The 21809-nt window shown below is 70.2% G+C and carries 20 protein-coding genes and 1 pseudogene; 4 read left to right on the top strand and 17 right to left on the bottom strand.

Annotated elements, in window-relative coordinates; translation table 11 throughout:
- Nucleotides 1-8 precede the first annotated feature (8 nt).
- The 3 genes from SH922_RS06395 to SH922_RS06405 all read right to left on the bottom strand — a co-directional run bounded on the left by SH922_RS06395 (nucleotide 9) and on the right by SH922_RS06405 (nucleotide 2965).
- Nucleotides 9-644: a vitamin K epoxide reductase family protein gene (locus SH922_RS06395; RefSeq protein ID WP_393055684.1), complete on the bottom strand. Its 636-nt coding sequence runs from the start codon at nucleotides 642-644 to the stop codon at nucleotides 9-11.
- A 358-nt stretch (nucleotides 645-1002) separates the two neighbouring features.
- Nucleotides 1003-2265, bottom strand: coding sequence for a histidine--tRNA ligase (gene hisS, locus SH922_RS06400; protein WP_393055687.1), 1263 nt, complete (start codon nucleotides 2263-2265; stop codon nucleotides 1003-1005).
- Between the two features lie 13 nt (nucleotides 2266-2278).
- Nucleotides 2279-2965, bottom strand: coding sequence for an MBL fold metallo-hydrolase (locus SH922_RS06405; protein ID WP_350996319.1), 687 nt, complete (start codon nucleotides 2963-2965; stop codon nucleotides 2279-2281).
- 148 nt (nucleotides 2966-3113) lie between these two features.
- On the opposite strand from SH922_RS06405, the gene SH922_RS06410 reads away from it, so the two are divergent.
- The 3 genes from SH922_RS06410 (at nucleotide 3114) to SH922_RS06420 (ending at nucleotide 6115) form a co-directional block, all read left to right on the top strand.
- Nucleotides 3114-3911 carry a peptidylprolyl isomerase gene (locus tag SH922_RS06410; protein ID WP_393055691.1) on the top strand — a complete coding sequence of 266 codons (798 nt, stop codon included), beginning with the start codon at nucleotides 3114-3116 and terminating at the stop codon, nucleotides 3909-3911.
- Between the two features lie 199 nt (nucleotides 3912-4110).
- On the top strand, nucleotides 4111-5340 hold the full coding sequence (locus SH922_RS06415; RefSeq protein ID WP_393055694.1) for a DUF349 domain-containing protein: 1230 nt from the start codon (nucleotides 4111-4113) through the stop codon (nucleotides 5338-5340).
- A gap of 472 nt (nucleotides 5341-5812) precedes the next feature.
- Nucleotides 5813-6115: an ALF repeat-containing protein gene (locus SH922_RS06420; protein WP_393055697.1), complete on the top strand. Its 303-nt coding sequence runs from the start codon at nucleotides 5813-5815 to the stop codon at nucleotides 6113-6115.
- A 60-nt stretch (nucleotides 6116-6175) separates the two neighbouring features.
- On the opposite strand, the gene SH922_RS06425 is transcribed toward SH922_RS06420, so the two are convergent.
- Both SH922_RS06425 and SH922_RS06430 read right to left on the bottom strand, forming a co-directional pair.
- Complete coding sequence (locus SH922_RS06425) at nucleotides 6176-8746, bottom strand: RelA/SpoT family protein (RefSeq protein ID WP_393055700.1); 2571 nt, start codon at nucleotides 8744-8746, stop codon at nucleotides 6176-6178.
- 182 nt (nucleotides 8747-8928) lie between these two features.
- Complete coding sequence (locus SH922_RS06430; protein WP_393055703.1) at nucleotides 8929-9672, bottom strand: metallophosphoesterase; 744 nt, start codon at nucleotides 9670-9672, stop codon at nucleotides 8929-8931.
- A 172-nt stretch (nucleotides 9673-9844) separates the two neighbouring features.
- Between SH922_RS06430 and SH922_RS06435 the strand changes: the two genes are divergently transcribed.
- A complete protein-coding gene (locus SH922_RS06435) occupies nucleotides 9845-10459 on the top strand; it encodes a CGNR zinc finger domain-containing protein (protein WP_393055706.1) in 615 nt (204 codons plus the stop codon).
- Between the two features lie 96 nt (nucleotides 10460-10555).
- Here SH922_RS06435 and SH922_RS06440 read toward each other — a convergent pair whose 3' ends face one another.
- The 12 genes and pseudogenes from SH922_RS06440 to SH922_RS06495 all read right to left on the bottom strand — a co-directional run bounded on the left by SH922_RS06440 (nucleotide 10556) and on the right by SH922_RS06495 (nucleotide 21683).
- Nucleotides 10556-11107 (bottom strand): adenine phosphoribosyltransferase, encoded by a 552-nt coding sequence (locus SH922_RS06440; RefSeq protein WP_351002167.1) that lies wholly within the window; start codon nucleotides 11105-11107, stop codon nucleotides 10556-10558.
- Nucleotides 11104-12207, bottom strand: a complete 1104-nt coding sequence (gene secF / locus SH922_RS06445; protein ID WP_393055710.1) for a protein translocase subunit SecF — start codon at nucleotides 12205-12207, stop codon at nucleotides 11104-11106. Before secF ends, SH922_RS06440 begins: the two co-directional genes overlap by 4 nt.
- A gap of 1 nt (nucleotide 12208) precedes the next feature.
- The gene (gene secD / locus SH922_RS06450) at nucleotides 12209-13951 is read right to left on the bottom strand and encodes a protein translocase subunit SecD (RefSeq protein WP_393055714.1); all 1743 of its coding nucleotides are present in this window, start codon (nucleotides 13949-13951) and stop codon (nucleotides 12209-12211) included.
- 146 nt (nucleotides 13952-14097) lie between these two features.
- Nucleotides 14098-14583 (bottom strand): preprotein translocase subunit YajC, encoded by a 486-nt coding sequence (gene yajC / locus SH922_RS06455; RefSeq protein WP_393055717.1) that lies wholly within the window; start codon nucleotides 14581-14583, stop codon nucleotides 14098-14100.
- A gap of 164 nt (nucleotides 14584-14747) precedes the next feature.
- Complete coding sequence (ruvB, locus tag SH922_RS06460) at nucleotides 14748-15821, bottom strand: Holliday junction branch migration DNA helicase RuvB (protein ID WP_393055720.1); 1074 nt, start codon at nucleotides 15819-15821, stop codon at nucleotides 14748-14750.
- Nucleotides 15822-15900: 79 nt separating this feature from the next.
- Nucleotides 15901-16527: a Holliday junction branch migration protein RuvA gene (ruvA, locus tag SH922_RS06465; RefSeq protein ID WP_393055723.1), complete on the bottom strand. Its 627-nt coding sequence runs from the start codon at nucleotides 16525-16527 to the stop codon at nucleotides 15901-15903.
- Complete coding sequence (gene ruvC, locus SH922_RS06470; RefSeq protein ID WP_393055726.1) at nucleotides 16524-17099, bottom strand: crossover junction endodeoxyribonuclease RuvC; 576 nt, start codon at nucleotides 17097-17099, stop codon at nucleotides 16524-16526. The genes ruvA and ruvC overlap by 4 nt, the downstream gene beginning before the upstream one ends.
- A 133-nt stretch (nucleotides 17100-17232) precedes the next feature.
- Entirely contained in the window at nucleotides 17233-17985 is a 753-nt protein-coding gene (locus SH922_RS06475) for a YebC/PmpR family DNA-binding transcriptional regulator (protein WP_123468415.1), read from the bottom strand.
- Nucleotides 17986-18046: 61 nt separating this feature from the next.
- Nucleotides 18047-18640: a pyridoxal 5'-phosphate synthase glutaminase subunit PdxT gene (pdxT, locus tag SH922_RS06480; RefSeq protein WP_351002152.1), complete on the bottom strand. Its 594-nt coding sequence runs from the start codon at nucleotides 18638-18640 to the stop codon at nucleotides 18047-18049.
- A 6-nt stretch (nucleotides 18641-18646) separates the two neighbouring features.
- Complete coding sequence (gene pdxS, locus SH922_RS06485) at nucleotides 18647-19567, bottom strand: pyridoxal 5'-phosphate synthase lyase subunit PdxS (protein WP_393055730.1); 921 nt, start codon at nucleotides 19565-19567, stop codon at nucleotides 18647-18649.
- Between the two features lie 170 nt (nucleotides 19568-19737).
- Nucleotides 19738-20283, bottom strand: a complete 546-nt coding sequence (locus SH922_RS06490) for a hypothetical protein (RefSeq protein WP_393055733.1) — start codon at nucleotides 20281-20283, stop codon at nucleotides 19738-19740.
- A 240-nt stretch (nucleotides 20284-20523) separates the two neighbouring features.
- A pseudogene (locus SH922_RS06495) lies at nucleotides 20524-21683 on the bottom strand (glycosyltransferase family 4 protein).
- Nucleotides 21684-21809 lie beyond the last annotated feature (126 nt).

Here is a 21809-nt window from a genome sequence, read left to right on the forward strand (position 1 = left end):
AGGGCCGGTCAGCTGGTCCAGAAGTCCCACCAGCGGGTCAGGATCAGCATGCCGATGATCCCGATCCACAGGACCGGGGGCACCCAGTGGAACTCGGTGAGCCCGTTGCGCAGCCAGCTCGGCGCGGGAATGATCCGGTGCTTGATGTTGTGCGTGGTGACGTAGCAGAACATGAGGATCGTGGCGACCCAGGCCAGGCAGCACCACAGGCACAGCGAGTTGATGTTGTACAGCGACTGGTACTGGAGCCAGGTGCAGAACCCGACGCCGAACAGCGTGCCCGCGTTCATCCCCAGCCAGTACCAGCTGCGGAAGCGCGCTCCCGCCAGCAGGGCCAGACCGATCCCGATGATCACGGGGTAGGCGGCCATGCCGAGCATCGGGTTCGGGAAGCCGAAGGCCGACGCCTGGTCGCTCTTCATGATGTTGCCGCAGGCCACCACCGGGTTGAGACTGCAGCCCGGGACGAAGTTGGGGTCCTCCATCAGCTTGAGCTTGTCGATGGTGATGACCCACGCGGCAAGGAGTCCGGCAGCGCCCGTGATCACCAGCAGCAGTGCCAGCGCGCGACTGCCGCCGATGGTCCTCTTCCCGCCGTCCTCGTCCTGGTCGGAAGAGGGATGGTCAACCGCTGCAGTCGTCATATCGCCGTTCCGTCAGTGAGTGGCCTGCTGGGGCACGGTCATTGTGCCGCACGGCCGCACAGGACTTCCGTTCGATGAACATAAAGATGCGCGCGCGGGCCGCGGGTGCCACGGCACCGGAACGAGGGGGTGCCGGGCCGTCGCCGCCGTGACAAGGACATCTGTGCGCGTCCTCGGACGGGATCCGCCCCACCCCTGGACCGTCACTCCGCCCCGGAGCGAAATCGCCCGGCAGGATGAATGAGTGCCCGCCGCGTTGACGACGGGGGAACGGGGCGCCCACAGCCCACTGTTGAGAGGGCTGCCGGCGCTCCCCCGTCGTGGGCGGGCCCGCACGGGCCCGCCCACGACGGATGGTTCACGCGAGGCGCGTGCGGACCGCCTCGGTCACCTCGGCCAGGGGCACTGCCGTCTGCTCGCCGGACTCCATGTCCTTGAGCTGGACGATCCCCTCGGCCAGGTCGCGCTCTCCGGCCACGATCGTGAAGCGCGCGCCCGAGCGGTTGGCGCTCTTCATGGCGCCTTTGAGCCCGCGGCCCCCGAACGCGAAGTCCGCGGCCACACCCTCGCGGCGCAGCTGAGTGACGACGCCGAACAGCACGCGCCGCGCCTCCTCACCGAGCGGAACGGCGAAGACGCTGGTGGTGGAGGGCAGTTCGAGCTCGATGCCCTCCGCCTCCAGCGCGAGCACGGTGCGGTCGACGCCGAGCGCCCAGCCGACCGACGGAAGGGCCGGTCCGCCGATCATCTCGGACAGACCGTCGTACCGCCCGCCGCCGCCGACCGCCGACTGCGAGCCCAGACCGTCGTGGACGAACTCGAACGTGGTGCGGGTGTAGTAGTCGAGGCCGCGCACGAGCTTCTCGTCGTCCTCGTACACGACACCTGCCGCATTGAGCAGGTCCCGGACCTCCTCGTGGTACGCCTTGCAGGCGTCGCACAGGTAGTCGCGCAGCACGGGGGCTCCGGTCAGCTGCTTCTGGACCTCGGGGCGCTTGTCGTCGAGGACCCGGAGCGGGTTGATCTCGATGCGCCGGCGGGTCTCCTCGTCGAGGTCGAGCTCGCGCAGGAATCCCTGGAGCGCGTCGCGGTAGACGGGCCGGCACTCCTTGTCGCCCAGCGAGTTCAGCAGGATGCGGAACTCACGCAGCCCCAGGGTGCGGTACGCCTGGTCGGCCAGGATGATCAGCTCGGCGTCCAGGGCCGGGTCCTCGGCACCGATCGCCTCGGCGCCGACCTGTGAGAAGTGGCGGTACCGGCCCTTCTGCGGGCGCTCGTAGCGGTAGTACGAGCCGGAGTACCAGAGCTTGACCGGCAGGTTGCCGAGCTTGTGGAGGTTGGCCTCCAGGGCGGCCCGCAGTACGGACGCGGTGCCCTCGGGGCGCAGGGCGAGCTCGGAGCCGCCCTTGGTGGTGAGGGTGTACATCTCCTTGGTCACGATGTCGGTGGACTCACCGACGCCGCGGGAGAAGAGGGCCACGTCCTCGAAGCCGGGGGTCTCGATGTAGCCGTAGCCGGAGTTCTTCAGCGGTGCGGAGATCGCCTCGCGCACGGCGAGATACTTCGCGGAGTCGGGCGGGGTCAGGTCGTACGTGCCCTTGGGGGCCTTGAAGGTGCTCACGATTTCGCTCTCGTCACATTCCTCGTCGGGGCGCGTCCATACCGCTCAGATACGGATTGGTGGCGCGCTCGCGGCCGATGGTCGTCTGGGGGCCGTGGCCGGACAGCACCACGGTCGAGTCGTCGAGCGGCAGGCACACGCGGGCCAGCGACTCGAGGAGCTCGGCATGGTCGCCGCCGGGCAGGTCGGTGCGTCCGACGGAGCCGGCGAAGAGCAGGTCACCCGAGAAGAGGACCTGCGGAACGTCCGCGGCCTCGGGCATCCTGAACGTCACCGACCCCTTCGTATGGCCGGGCGCATGCGAGACGCCGAACTCCATGCCGGCCAGCAGCAGCTGCGCGCCGTCGCTCAGCTCCTTGACGTCGTCCGGCTCCCCCACCGTCAGCTCGCCCATGAGCGGCATCCCGATGGAGCGGCCGAGGGCCTTCTCCGGGTCACTCATCATGTAGCGGTCCTCGGGGTGGATCCAGGCGGGGACGTCGTGCGCGCCGCACACCGGGACGACCGAGGCGACATGGTCGATGTGGCCGTGGGTGAGGACGACGGCGACGGGCTTCAGCCGATGCTTCTTCAGCGCTTCCTCGACCCCGGAGGCGGCCTGGTGGCCCGGGTCGATGATCACGCACTCCTCACCCGCGGCGGGGGCGACCAGGTAACAGTTGGTCCCCCAGGCCCCGGCGGGGAACCCGGCAATGAGCACGATCGTCCTTAATGGTCGTCCGACGAGGGAGGTCGGCTGCGAGGTCGCAGCAGTTCAGAGCCTACCGGCGCTCCTCATTCCACAGCTAACCCATATACGGTACGGGGCAACCCAGGCCCGATCACACGACGTACAAGGAGATCACCCGGTGGTCAGCAGCGATCAGCGGCGGCGGCAGCTCGCCAGGGAGAAGTTCGAGCGGCAGCAGCAGCGCCGGGAGGACGCCCGTCGAAGGACGAGGCGGCTGACCGTCGTCATCGCCTCCGCAGTGGCCGTGGTGGCAGTCATCGGCGGTGCCACGTACTTCGCCACCAACGGCGACGACGACAAGGACAACAAGGCCGGCGCGGCCGCGAGCCAGAGCCCGTCGGCCCCTCCCTCTCCCTCGGTGAGCGAGAAGACCGAGCCCGAGCCCGGGATGGAGATCGACAAGACGGCGAAGTACACGATGTCGCTCAAGACGAGCCAGGGCGACATATCGTTCGCGATGGACGCGGCGAAGACCCCGCACACGACGAACTCCTTCAAGTCGCTGGCCGACAAGAAGTTCTTCGACGGTACGAAGTGTCACCGGCTGACCACACAGGGCATCTTCGTCCTGCAGTGCGGTGACCCGAAGGGCGACGGCACCGGTGGTCCCGGCTACACGATTCCCGACGAGAACCTGACCGCGCTGGGCAAGGCGGGCGCCGACGGCAAGGTGACCTACCCGGCCGGCACGGTGGCGATGGCCAACACCGGGCAGGCGCACACCGGCGGCAGCCAGTTCTTCCTCGTCTACAAGGACAGCAAACTGCCGCCCAGCTACACGCCGTTCGGCACGATGGACCAGGACTCGCTGAAGGCCGTCGAGGCCATCGGCAAGGCGGGAGTCACCGGCGGCGCCGCCGACGGTGCACCGAAGAAGGCCGTGAACATCTCGAAGGCGGCCGTCGACAAGGCGTGAACCGCGGCGGACCCGGCAGGATCTCCGTCCAGCAGTCACTCGGTGCGGCCGGATAATTTTCGGCCGCGCTGAGTGCGGACAGCCGGGCGGCCCGTCGCCTAGATTGGCGTTGTGCAGGGCGGGCGCAGCCCGCCCCAGGAAACTGTGGACGATGCCAGGGGGGCGAGCCCCCTCACGGGCATCAGGTGGAGGAGGCGCTGTGAGCAGCGACCCGTGGGGCCGTGTCGACGAGACAGGCACCGTGTACGTGCGTACAGCCGATGGCGAACAGGTCGTCGGATCGTGGCAGGCCGGTTCTCCGGAGGAGGCCCTGGCTTATTTCGAGCGCAAGTACGAGGGCATTGTGGTCGAGATCGGCCTCCTCGAACGGCGGGTGAAGACCACCGACCTGTCGGCGAAGGACGCGACGACCGCCATCGAGCATCTGCGGGGGCAGGTCGACGAGCATCACGCCGTCGGCGACCTGGACGCCTTGCGCAAGCGGCTGGACGCCCTGGTCGCGACGGTCGACTCGCGGCGCGAGGAGCGCAAGGCGCAGAAGGCCAAGCAGACCGACGAGGCGAAGCACGCCAAGGAGGCGCTGGTCGTCGAGGCCGAGGAGCTGGCGCAGAGCGAGCAGTGGCGCTCCGCGGGCGAGCGGCTGCGCGCACTCGTCGACACGTGGAAGGGCCTGCCCCGGCTCGACCGCAAGTCCGACGACGAGCTGTGGCACCGCTTCTCGCATGCGCGCTCGGCGTTCTCCAAGCGCCGCAAGGCCCACTTCGCCTCGCTGGACGCCCAGCGCGAGGAGGCCCGCAAGGTCAAGGAGAAGCTGGTCGTCGAGGCCGAGGCGCTCTCCGGGTCCACGGACTGGGGCCTGACGGCTGCCCGCTACCGCGACCTGATGACGGAGTGGAAGTCGGCGGGCCGCGCCCAGCGCGAGGCGGAGGACGCCCTGTGGGAACGCTTCCGAGGCGCCCAGGACGTCTTCTTCGCCGCTCGCAACGGGGTCTTCGCCGAGCGCGACGCGGAGCAGGGGGAGAACCTCACGCTCAAGGAGGAGCTCGCCGTCGAGGCCGAGAAGCTCGTGCCGGTGAAGGACCTGAAGGCGGCCAGGGCCGCGTTCAGGACCCTCAACGAGCGCTGGGAGGCCATCGGCCATGTGCCGCGTGACGCCCGCCCCAAGGTCGAGGGGCGGATGCAGGCGGTGGAGCGGGCGCTCCAGGAGGCCGAGGAGTCGGAGTGGCGCCGGACCAACCCGGAGGCACGGGCCCGTGCCGCGGGTCTGACCGGGCAGCTCCAGGCGGCCGTCGACAAGCTGCGTACGCAGATCGACACGGCTCGCGCCTCGGGCAACAACGCCCGTGCGGACAAGCTCGCCCGCGAGCTTGAGGGCCGCCAGGCGCTCCTGGACCAGGCGCTGAAGGGCCTGGAGGAGTTCGGCGGCTGACACCCTCCGGATGTCGGCTGAGGGGCTTCCCCGCGTTCGCGCGGGGAAGCCCCTCTCGCGTGCCCGGCCGTACGACGCGTGTGCCGGTCCCCGCCGTGTCGTCGCTCTGCGGCCGCCGCCCCGTCAGGCGTCGGCGGCGGCCCGGCGTGCGTGGACGGCAACGAGAAGCCGTGACGACTGCCGGAAGCCGGCAGTGAACCGAGGCAGGGGCGGGGCAGGGGGAATGGTTCCCGCACCGGCGCGCTTCGTGCGAAAGCCGGGTCCGCCGAGATCACCACCTCCTTGAGGCAGGTCCACGGATGAGACTGACCCGTGCCGTCCTGACCGTCGCGGCCACCGCCCTGGCCGTGCCCTTCTCCTGACCGGCCCGGCCTTCACCGCCGGGACGGCTTCCCCGGCCGCCGCCGTGTCCGCGGCGGATGCGGCGGATGCGGCGGATGCGGCCGACGGCTCCGGCACACCGGTGAACGAGATGTCCGACGACGACCTCCGTGCCGCGATCCTGCGCATCCGGCGGACGAGGACAGCGGCAGGAGGGTCGTCCGGGAGGCCAACGAGGCCTTGGACAACGGCACATCGGAAGCATGAGGTACTTCCTGGAGACCGGCTGCCCCGGCTCGCCCGGGCCGAGGACGACAGCGTCGCCCTCTTCCGCACCCTCGGCGACCCGGACATCAGCGAGGCGCTGCGCACGGCGGTCGGCGAGGCGATCGGCGGCACACCGGAGGAGATGCGGTACTTCCTGGAGTACGGCCAGTACGAGATCGACGCCTGAGTAGTGGCTGCCGGCGACGTGGGCCTGAGCCCCGTCGCCGGCGGGCCGCTGAGCTCGGCCCTACGGCCTGCGGGCCGAGGTCACCCGGTAGACGTCGTAGACGCCCTCCACGCTCCGTACGGCCTTCAGGACGTGCCCGAGGTGCTTGGGGTCGCCCATCTCGAAGGTGAAGCGCGAGGTGGCGACCCGGTCGCGGGACGTCTGCACGGCCGCGGACAGGATGTTGACGTGCTGGTCGGACAGGATCCGCGTGACGTCCGAGAGGAGCCGGGACCGGTCCAGCGCCTCGACCTGGATCGCGACCAGGAAGACCGAGGACTGGGTGGGCGCCCACTCGACCTCGAGGATCCGCTCCGGCTGCTGCGAGAGCGAGTCGACGTTGACACAGTCCGCCCGGTGCACGGAGACGCCGCTGCCCCGGGTGACGAAGCCGATGATCGGGTCGCCGGGCACGGGCGTACAGCAGCGGGCCAGCTTGACCCAGACGTCCTCGACGCCCTTGACGACGACACCGGGATCCGCCTTGGCCCGGCGCTTGTTGCGTCCGTGCGAGGGCGGGGAGCTCTCCGCCAGGTCCTCGTTGGCCGCGTCCTCGCCGCCGAGCGCCTGCACCAGCTTCTGTACGACGCCGGCCGCCGCCACATGTCCCTCGCCGATCGCGGCGTAGAGGGACGAGATGTCGGGGTAGCGCATCTCGTGGGCGAGCGTGACGAGCGAGTCGCCCGTCAGGATCCGCTGGATCGGCAGGTTCTGCTTGCGCATGGCCCGCGCGATGGAGTCCTTGCCCTGCTCGATCGCCTCGTCGCGGCGTTCCTTGGAGAACCAGGCGCGGATCTTGTTGCGGGCCCGCGGCGACTTGACGAAGCCGAGCCAGTCGCGGGAGGGCCCGGCGCCGGCGGCCTTGGAGGTGAAGACCTCCACCAGGTCGCCGTTGTCGAGCGTCGACTCGAGCGGTACGAGCCGCCCGTTGACCCGTGCTCCTATGGTCCGGTGGCCGACCTCCGTATGGACGGCGTACGCGAAGTCGACCGGTGTCGCCCCCGCGGGAAGCGCTATGACGTCGCCCTTGGGCGTGAAGACGAAGACCTCGTTGCGGGAGAGGTCGAAGCGCAGGGACTCCAGGAACTCGCTGGGGTCCTCGGTCTCCTTCTGCCAGTCCAGGAGCTGGCGCAGCCACGCCATGTCGTTGACTGTGTCCTGGCCTCGGCCGGTGTTCTTGGGGACGTCGGTACGCACCTTGGAGGCGCCCGCGACGGCTTCCTGCTTGTACTTCCAGTGCGCGGCGATGCCGTACTCGGCGCGGCGGTGCATGTCGAACGTACGGATCTGCAGCTCGACGGGCTTGCCGCTGGGGCCGATCACCGTGGTGTGCAGCGACTGGTACATGTTGAACTTGGGCATCGCGATGTAGTCCTTGAACCGGCCGGGGACCGGATTCCAGCGCGCGTGCACCGTACCGAGCGCCGCGTAGCAGTCGCGGACCGTGTCGACGAGGACCCGGATGCCCACCAGGTCGTAGATCTCGGCGAAGTCGCGGCCCCGCACGATCATCTTCTGGTAGACGCTGTAGTAGTGCTTCGGCCGTCCGGTGACGGTGGCCTTGATACGGGCCGCACGCAGGTCGGACTGGACCTCGTCGGTCACTATGGCGAGGTATTCGTCGCGCTTGGGCGCCCGCTCGGCGACGAGGCGGACGATCTCGTCGTACATCTTGGGGTAGAGGATCGCGAAGGCGAGGTCCTCCAGCTCCCACTTGATGGTGTTCATGCCCAGGCGGTGGGCCAGGGGGGCGTAGATCTCCAGCGTCTCGCGGGCCTTCTTCTCCTGCTTCTCCCGCTTGAGGTAGCGCATGGTGCGCATGTTGTGGAGCCGGTCGGCGAGCTTGATGACGAGGACCCGGGGGTCCTTGGCCATGGCGACGACCATCTTGCGTACGGTCTCGGCCTGCGCGGCCTCGCCGAACTTGACCTTGTCCAGCTTGGTGACGCCGTCGACGAGAAGGGCGACCTGGTCGCCGAAGTCGCGGCGCAGCGTGTCCAGGCCGTACTCGGTGTCCTCGACGGTGTCGTGCAGCAGCCCGGCCATCAGGGTGGCCGGATCCATGCCCAGCTCGGCGAGGATCGTCGTCACGGCGAGCGGATGCGTGATGTACGGGTCGCCGCTCTTGCGCTTCTGGCCGCGGTGCCAGCGCTCGGCGACCTGGTAGGCCTTCTCGATCTGGCGCAGCGTGGCGCTCTCGATCTTGGGGTCGTTGCTGCGGACGGTACGCAGCAACGGTTCCAGTACCGGGTTGTACGGGCTGGAGCGCTGCACGCCGAGGCGGGCGAGCCTGGCCCTGACCCGGTTGGACGAGCCGCCGGTACGGGCCGCGGGGCCCACGGGGGCGGCCGGTGCGGCCGCTGCGGGCTTGGAGGGCGGCTTCGGTGCGGTGGGGGGCGGGGAGGCGGGGACGGCCGGCTGCGCGGGGGAAGCGGGCACGGGTCCGTTCGCCCCGGCGGGGGCCGGACCCTTGCCGGGCTCCGGAGCCGGGGGCTTCGGCTTCTCCGCGGGCTGCTGCGTCGCGGGCGTGGCTGGGGCCGCCTCGGGCTTGTCGGGCTGCGGGGCGGCGACTGGCTGGGCCTCGTCTGGCAAGAGCACTCCTCGTGCGGATCCGGACACCCGGAAAGGCCATCGTATCGACCCTGCGGGCGGTCCTCCCCCGGGGACCGTGAGAGCCCTCACAACGCCGTACGGGCACCCGGCTGTTCCCGGGTGCCCGTATCGGTGCGCGTCCGCGGTGTGGTGCGCACCGTCCGGTGCTGTTCAGGCCATGATCAGAGTACGACGCGGTAGTGGGTGGTCAGGCGCCGCTCGTCGTCCAGGACGTGGAAGGCCAGGCCGGGCGGCTGGTCGCGGTCCGCTGCCGGACCGGCTTCCCAGGGCATGCGCAGGGTCCAGGTGATGGCGGGCCCGACGATCAGCGGACGGGCGGCGAACGTCGAGGCGGCCGCGGTGTGGGCGTGGCCGGTCAGGACGGCGACGACCCGAGGGTGCGCGGCGAGCAGGTCGGCCAGCCGTCCGGGTTCTTCGAGCATGCCGGAGTCGGGCAGGGGGTGGTGGAGTTCGACCGGGGGCTGATGGAACGCGATCAGCGCCGGGGTGTCCTGCGGCAGCGCGGTGAGGGTGGTGTCGATCCAGGCGAGCGTTTCGTCGTCGAGGCGCCCCTCGTCGCGGCCCGGAATCGTGGAGTCGCACATCAGGATGGCGGTGCCGGCGATGTGGCTGTACTGGTTGACGGGGCCGTGGCCGGGCGCCTCGCCGAGCAGGGCCTTGCGGTACGCCGGCCGGGCGTCGTGGTTTCCGGGGCAGGTGAGTACCGGGAACGGGGCGGCCAGGATCCGGGCCGCTTCCTCGTACTCGCTCTCCGCCCCGTGATCGGCTATGTCCCCGGTGACCAGGAGCGCGTCGACCGGGCGGGGCAGGGCGCGCAGGTAGTCCATGACGCGGGTGGCGCGCCGGGTCGCCCTCTCGCTGCCGTCCAGGTGCAGGTCACTGATCTGGGCAAGTAGTGCCGTCATCCTTCTGTCTCCTCCATGGCGGGCTCGGGCCGCCGAGCGGTACCGGGCAGGTGTCGCCACCTCTCCCCGCACCTAACGGAAGTTTTTGTTTTTTCCATTAGGACCTTAGGGTGTACGCGGGGATGTGATCAAGTGGTCGTCGATTCGGCACCGAGAGCGAGAGGGGCGTCCCGTGGAGCGCTGGCCGGCACTGGAACTGGCGAGCACGATCCGGCACGACGGGGACGGTGGTGTCACCGACGATCTGGCTACTGTCCAGGGAACGACCCGCTGGATTCACGAGCAGGGCGACCTGCCGGCCGGCCATGTCCCGGCGGGCGGACTCGTGGCGGACGAGGACCTCAGACTCGGGATCGTCGGGCTGCGGCGGGCCGTCCGGGCCCTGTTCGCCCACGCGGTCGCTCCCGCTGCGCCCAGCCCGGCTGACGCCCATCACCTGATGCCTGTCGGCGAGGCCCTGGCACATGTCAACGCGGAGGCCGCCCGGGAGCCGGTCGCCCCGCAGATGGACTGGCCTCTCGACGACGCCCCCACCGTCCGGCTGCTGTCGGCTCAGGACGATCCGCACGTGCGGCTGGTAGCGGCCCTGGCCCGCTCCGCCATCGACTTCCTGACGGGCCCGCAGCGCGAGCAGTTGCGCGCCTGCACCGCGCCCCGTTGCGTGCGCTACTTCGTCAGGAGTCACGGGCGGCAGGAATGGTGCAAGCCCTCATGCGGAAACCGGGCACGGGCGGCGCGTCACTACAGGAGCCGGCGCGCGGCGAACGAGGACACCTCCCCGTCCTGACGGCCTTCAGGGCGATGGGGGGCGGCACTGCGGATACGCGAAGAGGGCACCCGGATCGCTCCGGGTGCCCTCTTCGCTGTGCGTGTACGCGGCCGGTCAGACCGTGATCAGGGCCTCCAGCGGAGCGCCCTGCAGGTGCGGCGCCAGGCGTTCACGGCCGGCCAGGAAGCCCAGCTCCATGAGGACGCAGACGCCCGCGACCGTGGCCCCGGCCCGCCGGATCAGCTCCAGCGAGGCCCCGGCGGTGCCACCCGTGGCCAGGACGTCGTCGATGACCATGACGCGGTCGTCGGCCGACAGGTCCTCCGCGTGGACCTCGATCTCCGCGGTGCCGTACTCCAGCTCGTACGCCTGGCCGAGTGTGGCTCCCGGCAGCTTCCCGGCCTTGCGGACGGGGATGAAGCCGAGGCCGGCCCGTACCGCGACCGGCGCGGCCAGGATGAAGCCGCGGGCCTCCAGGCCGACGATCTTCGTGGCACCGTGCCGGACGCACAGTTCCGCGAGTGCGTCCGTGAGGGCCGTGAACGCGACCGGGTCCGCGAGCAGCGGAGTGATGTCCTTGAACATCACGCCCGGCTTCGGGTAGTCCGCCACGTCACGGATCCGGCTGAGCAGCAGGTCCCTGGTGCTCTCGGTGGTGCTGGTCATCGACGCTTCCCCGGGGTCCGGCCGTGGCCCCTGGGGGGCTCCTGGCGCTGTCCGACGACCGCACCGGCGGGCGCGGTGTCCTCGACGGACCGCTCGTCCTCCTGCTCGGCCTCGTTGAGCTCGCCCTTGGCGGCGGCTGCGGCACGCTTGGCGAGGATCCGCTTCTTCAGCGCCTTCATCTGCGGTTCGCGTTCCTTGAGGTCGGCGACGAGCGGAGTGGCGATGAAGATCGAGGAGTACGCACCGGCGGCGAGACCGACGAAGAGTGCCAGCGAGATGTCGTTCAGCATGCCGGCGCCGAGAACACCGCCACCGATGAACAGCAGACCCGCGACCGGCAGCAGGGCGACGACCGTGGTGTTGATCGAGCGGACCAGCGTGCCGTTGATGGAACGGTTGGCGATCTCGCTGTACGTCCACCGGGTCTGCTTGGTGATCCCCTTCGTGCCCTCCTTGAGGCTGTCGAAGACGACGACCGTGTCGTAGAGGGAGTAACCGAGGATCGTCAGCAGACCGATCACGGTGCCCGGGGTGACCTCGAAGCCCACGAGCGCGTAGATGCCGACCGTGATGGTGATGTCGTGGATCAGCGCGACGAGGGCCGCGATGGCCATTCGCCATTCGAAGGCGATCGCCAGGTAGATCACGACGAGGACCATGAAGACGCCGAGGCCGGTCCACGCCTTGTTGGCGATCTGCTCACCCCAGCTGGGGCCGACCAGGTCGGCCGCGATCTTCTCGGCCGGGACGTCGAGACCCTTGGAGAGCTCGCCCTTGATCTGGTCGGACTTCGCGGTGTCGACCTCGGTGATCTGGATGCGCAGACCGCCGTTGCCCAGCTTCTGGACGATGGCCTGGTGCCCGGACGAGTCGGTCGCCAGCTTCTCCGCGTCGTTGACGGACACGCTCGTCTTCGGGGTGGTGAAGACCGCGCCGCCCTTGAACTCGATGCCCATGTTCAGGCCGCTGACCGCCAGGCCGACGATGGCCGTGATGGTGATCAGGATCGAGATGCCGTACCAGATCTTGCGCTTGCCGATGAAGTCGTAGCCGACCTCGCCGCGGTAGAGACGGGCGCCGAGATTGCCGAGTCGCGACATCTCACGCCTCCTTCGGGTCGGTAGGGGCGTTGACACGGCGCGAACGGCGCAGCGGCGGCTTGGCGCCGAGCCGCTTCGGGTCCAGTCCGGACCACGGGTGACCGCTGGCGAAGAACTTCGTGCGGGCCATGAGCGTCATGACCGGCTTGGTGAAGAGGAAGACCACGACCACGTCGAGCAGGGTGGTGAGGCCGAGCGTGAACGCGAAGCCCTGGACCTTGCCGACGGTGACCACGAACAGGACCGCCGCCGCCAGGAACGACACGAAGTCGGAGACGAGGATGGTGCGCCGGGCGCGCGGCCAGGCGCGTTCGACGGCCGGGCGAAGTGTGCGGCCCTCGCGGATCTCGTCCCGGATGCGTTCGAAGTACACGATGAACGAGTCCGCGGTGATACCGATCGCCACGATGGCACCACAGACCGCGGGCAGGTTCAGCGCGAAGCCGATGGCCGGGCCGAGCAGCGACATGATCGTGTAGGTCAGGATGCCGGAGACCAGGAGGCTGAGAAGCGCGATGAACGCCAGCCCGCGGTAGTAGGCCACCAGGTAGATGACCACCAGGGCCAGGCCGATGGCGCCCGCGATGAGGCCTGCGCGGAGCTGCTCGCCACCGAGGGCGGCGGTGACGGTGGTGACGCTCTGCTCCTGGAAGGAGAGCGGCAGCGCACCGTAGGAGAGCACGTTGGCAAGCTCCTCGGCGGACTGCTGGTTGAAGCTGCCGGAGATCTCGGCGTTGGCGCTCAGCGCCGTACTGACCGAGGGAGCCGAGACGACTTCGCCGTCGAGCGCGATGGCGAACTGGTTCTGCGGCGACTGCTGCTGGGCGAGCTTGCCCGTGGTCGTGTGGAACTTCTTGGCGCCGCCGCCGGTGAACTCCATCTGAACGATCCACTGACCGTTCTGCTGGTTGATCGCCGCCTTGGCACTGTCCACGTCCGTGCCGTCGACCTCGGCCGGGCCGAGGACGTACTTGGCACTGCCGTCCTGCTCACACGCGACGACCGTGTCGGTGGCCTTGGCGCCCTGGCTCGCCTTGGAGCGGGAGGCCTTGCTGGAGCAGTCCAGCGCCTCGAACTTCTTCTGCAGGTCCGCGGCGGCCGCCTGCTCCTCGGCGGAGGCGGTCGGGGTGGAGCTCGCCTCCGGCGTGGTGCTGGCCTTGGGCGTGGGCGTGGAGTCGGCCTTCAGGGCGCCGGTGACCGCACGGCCCTGAGTGGTGGCGCTCGCGGTGGGCTTCGCGGACGGGCTGCTCGCCTTGTCCGAGGCTGAAGCGCTCGGCGTGGCGGACGGGCTGGCCTTGTCGGAGGACGAGGCGCTCGGCGCAGGCGTGGGCGTTCCCTGGGCGACGGTCAGCACCGGCCGGAAGTAGAGCTTCGCGGTCGTACCGACCTGCTCACGGGCCTGGGCGGAGTTCGTCCCCTTGGGGATGTTGACGATGATGTTGCGATCGCCCTGGGTCTGGACCTCGGCCTCGGAGACACCAAGACCGTTGACGCGGCGCTCCATGATCTGGACCGCCGTGTCCATGTTGGTCTTGTTGATCGCCGACTCCTGGCCGGGCTCGGCCTTCGCCTCCAGCGTGATGGACGTACCACCGGCCAGGTCGATGCCAAGTCGCGGCGTCGGCTGGTCGGCCAGGAACATCCCGCCGGTGAGAGCGACCATGGCGATCAGGATCAGAGCCAGGGAACGCCCCGGCCTGCCCTGACCGCCGGCCGGTCCTCGGCCCTTCTTCGGTGCTGCCACCTTCTCGTTTCTCCCTGTCCAACCGCCCCGCGCCGGGTACGCGCCCGAGCGGCCACGAAGTTTAGTGGGGACCCGCCCCCGCAGAAGACCGCACGGTCCGGGGATGGCCGGATGCCTGTGGGCTCACGGCATCCCCGGGTCGTGTGCTACTTCGCGTCGGCCTCGCCGTCGGCCTTGCCCTCGGACTTCTTGTCGGCCTTGTCGTCGGCCTGCTCGGCGTCGTCCGCCTCGGTCTTCTTGACCAGGTCGGTCTTCGCGTCGTCCGAGGTGTCCTCGTCGGCTGCTTCGGCCTCGGTCAGCGAGGAGGCGTCGTCCGGCACGATCGCGCCGTCGACGTCGAGCTCCTCCACGTCACCGTGGACGATGCGGTTGTACTCCGCGTCGTCGAGGACGGCACCGATGGCGTTCTTCGCGTAGATGGCGTGGACGCCGGGGGCGACCTCAAGGAGAACCGTGTCGTCGTGAAGCTCCTTGACGGTGGCGTACATGCCCCCGATCGTCCGGACGCCGGTGCCGGGCTGCATTTCATTGCGCATGTTCGCAGCCGCCGCCTGCTTCTTCTTGGCGGACCGCGTCATCAGGAACATGGCCCCGATGAGCACGATGAAGGGGAGGAGAGTCACGGGATTCACGGGACGATTTTCCTTCGCACGACCGCGCTGGAAGGCGGCCTGGTCTACGGGGGTGGGTACACCGACCTTTAAGGGCGGCATCGGCGGAGTCTAAGCGAGTCCGCATCGATGGAACAACGCCCAGCATGGCACCGTGGTTCCTCTGTGGGTCAACCTGTGATGCATCACGCCCCGAACAGGCCCTGTTGTCCCTTTCCGCCGTGCTGCGGAGGCACCAGCCCGAGATGGGCCCAGGCGGCCGGGGTGGCGACCCGCCCCCTCGGCGTCCTGGCTAGCAGCCCTTCCCGTACGAGGAAGGGCTCCGCGACCTCCTCGACCGTCTCGCGCTCCTCCCCCACGGCGACCGCCAGCGTGGACAGGCCGACCGGACCGCCGCCGAAAAGTTTCAGCAGGGCGCCGAGGACAGCCCGGTCCAGCCGGTCCAGTCCCCGGGCGTCGACCTCGTACACCCGCAGTGCCGCGGCGGCGATCTCCCGGTCGATCCTGCCGTCGGCCTTGACCTGGGCGTAGTCCCGGACCCGGCGCAGCAGCCGGTTGGCGATACGGGGCGTGCCGCGCGAGCGCCCGGCGATCTCGGCGGCGCCTTCGACGTCTATCGCGACGTCCAGGAGACCGGCCGAGCGGTGAATCACCCGTTCCAGTTCATTCGGGGCGTAGAACTCCATGTGCCCGGTGAAGCCGAAGCGGTCGCGCAGCGGGGGCGGCAGCAGTCCCGCCCTGGTGGTCGCGCCGACCAGGGTGAAGGGCGGCAGCTCCAGCGGGATGGCGGTGGCCCCCGGACCCTTGCCGACGATCACGTCGACCCGGAAGTCCTCCATGGCCATGTAGAGCATCTCCTCGGCGGGCCGGGACATGCGGTGGATCTCGTCGAGGAAGAGGACCTCGCCCTCCTGGAGCGAGGACAGGATCGCCGCCAGGTCGCCCGCGTGCTGGATGGCAGGGCCGGAGGTGATCCTGATCGGTGCGTTCATCTCGGCCGCGATGATCATCGAGAGGGTGGTCTTGCCCAGCCCAGGGGCCCCGGAGAGCAGCACGTGGTCGGCGGTGGCGCCACGGGCCCGCGCTGCCTTGAGGACCAGGTCGAGCTGTTCGCGCACCTTCTCCTGACCGACGAACTCGTCGAGGTCCTTGGGGCGCAGCGCCGCCTCGACCGCGGTGTCCTCGCCGTCCGCGCCGGCGTCGACGAGTCGCTCGTCGAGGAGCTCGTCGGTGTCGGGTCCGGTCTCGTCCCAGTTCATCTCGTCAGTCCCGCCTCGGGTGTTTCGGTGCCGTGCCGTGGGATGCCAGGCCGGGCGTCAGGGTGTTGCCCGGGTGCGCTCAGCGCGTGCGGTTGAGGGTCTGCAGGGCGGCGCGCAGCAGCTGCGGCACGGGCGGCTGGGCGCCTTCCGCGAGGGCCGCCTCCGCCTGCGGTGCCACGGCGGACACCGCTTCGTCCGCCTCGCGGGTGGCGTAGCCGAGACCGATCAGGGCAGCGTGGAGCTGGTCGCGCCAGGCGGCGGAGACCGCGGTGCCGATGCCCTGCTGGCCGATGTGGGCGCCGACGGGCTCGCCGAGTCTGTCCTTCAGTTCGAGCAGGAGCTTCTGGGCGCCCTTCTTGCCGATGCCGGACACGGCGGTGAGCGCCTTCTCGTCGCCGGTGGCCACGGCGATGCGCAGGGCGTCCGGGCTGTGCGTGGCGAGCATGGCCTGGGCGAGCCGGGGCCCGACCCCGCTGGCGGTCTGGAGGAGCTCGAAGACCTGCCGTTCGTCGTCGTCGGCGAAGCCGTAGAGCGTCAGCGAGTCCTCCCGTACGACGAGCGAGGTGGCGAGCTTGGCCTCCTTGCCGATGCGGAGGCCGGCGAGGGTGTTCGGTGCGCACTGGACGGCCATGCCGATGCCGCCGACCTCGATCACGGCCGTGGTCGGGGCGAGCGCGGCGACGGGGCCGCTGACGAAGGCGATCATCGGGGGACCTTCCGGACGGGGGCTGCTGCGGTGCGCGGGACGCGCGGGGTGCGGGCAGCCGCTGCGGCCGCCGCGTGCGCCTGCTGGAGGCGGTTGAGCGCGGGGGCGCGCCAGATGTGGCAGATGGCGAGGGCGAGGGCGTCGGCGGCGTCCGCGGGCTTCGGCGGGGCGTCCAGGCGCAGGAGCCGGGTCACCATGGCGCCGACCTGTGCCTTGTCCGCGCGTCCGCTGCCGGTCACGGCGGCCTTGACCTCGCTGGGCGTGTGCAGGGCGACCGGGATGCCGCGACGGGACGCACAGAGCATGGCGACCGCGCTGGCCTGGGCGGTGCCCATCACCGTACGGACGTTGTGCTGGGCGAACACCCGTTCCACGGCCACGCACTCGGGCCGGTGTTCGTCGAGCCACTCCTCGATGCCGCGCTCGATGGCCACCAGCCTGTGGCCGAGCTCCGCGTCGGCGGGGGTGCGCACGACTCCGACGCCGAGCATCGTCAGGGGACGGCCCGCGACGCCTTCGACGACTCCGACGCCGCACCGGGTGAGCCCGGGGTCCACGCCCAGTACCCGCACGATTCGCCCCCTCCCTGCCGATCGGTCAACTGTTCCCGCAGGCTATCGGCTCGCACTGACAATGCGACGGGCCGACGGGGTGTGTCCCCGTCGGCCCGTCCACGTGAAGCCGCGCCGGTCACCCGGCAGCCGCTCAGGCGTCGACCTTCTCCATGACCTCGTCGGAGACGTCGAAGTTGGCGAAGACGTTCTGCACGTCGTCGCTGTCCTCCAGCGCGTCGATCAGCTTGAAGATCTTGCGCGCGCCCTCTTCGTCGAGGTCGACCTGCATGGTGGGCAGGAAGTTGGCCTCGGCCGAGTCGTAGTCGATGCCCGCCTCCTGGAGCGCGGTGCGGACCGCGACCATGTCGGTGGCCTCGCTGACGACCTCGTAGCTCTCGCCGAGGTCGTTGACCTCCTCGGCGCCGGCGTCGAGCACCGCACCCAGCACATCGTCCTCGGACAGCTCGCCCTTGGGGACGATCACGACGCCCTTGCGGTTGAACAGGTACGAGACCGAACCCGGGTCGGCCATCGAGCCGCCGTTGCGCGTCATCGCGACACGTACGTCGGACGCGGCACGGTTGCGGTTGTCGGTGAGGCACTCGATGAGCACCGCGACACCGTTCGGGCCGTAGCCCTCGTACATGATCGTCTGGTAGTCGACGCCGCCCGCTTCGAGACCGCCACCGCGCTTGACCGCGGAGTCGATGTTCTTGTTCGGGACCGAGCTCTTCTTCGCCTTCTGGATCGCGTCCACAAGGGTCGGGTTGCCCTCGGGGTCCACCCCGCCGGTGCGGGCCGCGACCTCGATGTTCTTGATCAGCTTCGCGAAGAGCTTGCCGCGCTTGGCGTCAATCACGGCCTTCTTGTGCTTCGTCGTAGCCCATTTAGAGTGGCCGGACATCTGCCTTCTCCTTCGCGTCACCAAATTCCGTACGAACCCGAGAGATCCTACCGGGGTCGAGTCAGCTGACTGCGCGCACCATGTCGACGAAGTACGCGTGAAGCCGGTGGTCTCCGGTCAGTTCCGGGTGGAATGACGTGGCAAGGGCGTTTCCCTGCCGTACCGCCACGATGTGGCCGCCGTGCTCGGCGACCACCTTGGCCTGCGCGCCGACGGACTCGACCCAGGGGGCCCGGATGAAGACGCCCTCCACCGGGCCGCCCTCGATCCCGGCGACCTCGACGGCCGCCTCGAAGGACTCGTTCTGCCGCCCGAAAGCGTTACGTCGCACGATCATGTCGATGCCACCGACGGTCTCCTGGCCCGAGCGCGGGTCGAGGATCTTGTCGGCGAGCATGATCATCCCGGCGCAGGTGCCGTAGACCGGCATCCCGGCCCGCACCCGCTCGCGCAGCGGTTCCAGCATGCCGAACAGGGCAGCCAGTTTGGACATCGTGGTGGACTCGCCACCCGGAATGACCAGGCCGTCGACCTCGGCGAGTTCCTCGGGACGCCGGACCGGCCTGGCCAGGGCGTCCGCCGAGGCCAGGGCGATCAGGTGTTCCCTTACGTCGCCCTGGAGAGCCAGGACGCCGATGACAGGGGTGTCGCTCATCAGTGACTACCAGCCACGGTTGGCGTAGCGCTCGGCCTCGGGCAGGGTGTCGCAGTTGATGCCGACCATGGCCTCGCCCAGGTTGCGGGAGGCGTCCGCGATGATCTTCGGGTCGTCGTAGAAGGTGGTGGCCTTCACGATGGCGGCGGCGCGCTTGGCCGGGTCGCCGGACTTGAAGATGCCGGAGCCGACGAAGACGCCCTCGGCACCGAGCTGGCGCATCAGCGCAGCGTCGGCCGGGGTGGCGACGCCACCTGCGGAGAAGAGGACGACGGGCAGCTTGCCGAGCTCGGCGACCTCCTTGACCAGCTCGTACGGGGCGCGGAGGTCCTTGGCGGCGGCGTACAGCTCGTTGTTGTCGTAGCCGCGCAGCCGGGCAATCTCGTTCTTGATCTGCCGCAGGTGGCGGACGGCCTCGACGACGTTGCCGGTGCCCGCCTCGCCCTTCGAGCGGATCATGGCCGCGCCCTCGGCGATGCGGCGCAGGGCCTCGCCCAGGTTGGTGGCGCCGCAGACGAACGGGGTGGTGAAGGCGAACTTGTCGCTGTGGTTGACCTCGTCGGCCGGGGTGAGGACCTCGGACTCGTCGATGTAGTCGACGCCGAGGGACTGCAGGACCTGGGCCTCGACGAAGTGCCCGATGCGGGACTTCGCCATCACGGGGATGGAGACGGACTCGATGATCTCCTCGATCATGTTCGGGTCCGACATCCGGGCCACGCCGCCGTCCTTGCGGATGTCGGCCGGCACCCGCTCCAGGGCCATGACGGCCACGGCGCCCGCGTCCTCGGCGATCTTCGCCTGCTCGGCGTTGACGACGTCCATGATCACGCCGCCCTTGAGCTGCTCGGCCATGCCGCGCTTGACGCGGGCGGTGCCGGTGGCGGGGGCGTCGGCGGACTGCGGGGTGGTGGGAAGCGTGGACACGGATCGACCTCACTCGGAGAAAAGATTGCTGGGCGTGCAGGGGTGATGCACTGCTGAGCAAACTCTCCGGCACCAGTCCACAGCAAGGGCCAATAGGAGGCCGGTGGATCGTTTTGGTCCGGCACGGCGGCGGGCGCGGGTGTGCCGCCCCCGCCTCGCGGCGGCCACGGTCAGCTGACCGGGCGGTCCGCGAGGGCGACCGGCGGCTCGTCGTCCATCTCGAAGGCCAGCGGGAACGGGGCGTGCCCGGCCAGCCGGAACCAGCGCACCGTACGGTGACGGCGCAGCGCACGTGCCGCCCGCACCGCGTCGTTGTGGAACCTGCGCGCCATCGGGACCCGGCGTACCGCCGCGGCCAGTTCCGAAGCGGCCTCCTCGCCGCCCGGGATCTCCTTCACCGCCTCGACCTGCGCCCGCTCGCCGAACACCGCGCGCAGGGCGGTGCTCAGCTCGCTCTCGGTGACCTCGCGGTGCTCCTCCTCCGCCTGGCGGGCGGCGTGCGCGGCCTCGTACAGGACGATGGAGGCCGCCGGGTCGAGGACCCCGGACGTGGCGAGTTCCTGGGTGACCGAGGCGCGGCGCAGCAGTTGGGCGTCGAGGGCGGCGCGTGCCGCGTCGATGCGGGTGTGCAGCCGGTCGAGACGGCCGGCGGTCCAGCTGAGATACAGGCCGATCGCGACGAGCACGACGGCGGTCCAGATGAGGGTTTCGGTCACGGGCGGCAAGGCTACCGGTGAGCGGGCGCCGGACGGGGCCGACTGTCACGGGGCGGTCGCACGCGGCCCGGACCGGGCGGCGGACATGGCCGCCACCACGAGGCGGCCGCACGAGCCCCGGACCGGCCTGCGGCCCCGGCCGGCCGCCGAGGGATCAGTCCCGGGCCAGCCCGAACCGGGCCCGCAGCCCCGTGCGTTCGTCCGCGGCCACCGACGCGGCCCCGGCCGGCCGCCGAGGGATCAGTCCCGGGCCAGCCCGAACCGGGCCCGCAGCCCCGTGCGTTCGTCCGCGGCCACCGACGCGGCCCCGTCCGCCACATCTCGTACACCGCGAGGATGTCCGCTCCGACCGTCGACCAGTCGAAGCGCCGCACATGTGCGCTGCCGCGCTCGCGCAGCTCCGCGCGCCGCTCCGGGTCGCCCAGCAGCCGGATCGCCGCGCCGGCCAGGGCGTCCGCGTCCTCGTTGGCGAACAGCTCCCCCGCCGCGCCCAGGTCCAGGACCTGGGCGAACGCGTCCAGATCACTGGCCAGGACCGGAGCGCCCGCCGACATGGCCTCGACGAGGATGATGCCGAAGCTCTCGCCTCCGGTGTTGGGCGCGACGTACACGTCGACGCTGCGCAGCAGCCGTGCCTTGTCCTCGTCGCTCACCATGCCGAGGAACTCGACGCGCTCACGCATCTCCTTCGGCAGCGAGGCGACGGCCTCCTCCTCGTCGCCCCGGCCCGCCACCAGCAGCCGCGTGTCGGGACGTGCGGCCAGGATCGCGGGCAGCGCCCGCATCAGGACGGGCAGGCCCTTGCGGGGCTCGTCGATGCGCCCGATGAAGCCGATCGTGCCGCCCTGCCACTCGGGGCGGGGTTCGGCCGCGGCAAAGAATCCGACGTCCACCCCGTTGGGGATGACCACCGCGTCCCCGCCCAGGTGCTCGACCAGGGTCCGGCGTGCGTACTCGCTCACCGCGATGCGCGCGCTGATCTTCTCCAGCGCCGGCTGGAGGATCGGGTACGCAGCGATCATCGCCCGGGAGCGCGGATTGGACGTGTGGAACGTGGCGACGATCGGCCCCTGGGCCGCCCAGCACGTCAGCAGCCCCAGCGACGGCGAGGTCGGCTCATGGATGTGGATCACGTCGAACGTGCCGTCGTGCAGCCACCGCCGCACCCGCGCCGCAGACAGGAAACCGAAGTTCAGCCGGGCGACGGAGCCGTTGTACGGCACGGGCACGGCCCGTCCCGCGGACACCACGTAGGGCGGCAGCGGCGTCTCGTCGTCGGCCGGTGCCAGCACGGAGACCTGGTGTCCGAGCCGGATCAGATGCTCGGCCAGATCACGGATATGGAACTGCACGCCGCCCGGTACGTCCCAGGAGTACGGGCAGACGATGCCGATCTTCACTGCTAGGGCCTTTCGTTCGGGTCAGGCCGGATCAGGGAGCGGAGTCCGGTGCGTGCAGCTGCAAGGCGGAGGGGGAGTCACTGCGGAGCATTGGCGGCCGCCGCCAACGCGGGAGGGGGTCCCCCC

This window comes from Streptomyces sp. LN549 (genome assembly GCF_043203805.1).
Classification (GTDB): domain Bacteria; phylum Actinomycetota; class Actinomycetes; order Streptomycetales; family Streptomycetaceae; genus Streptomyces.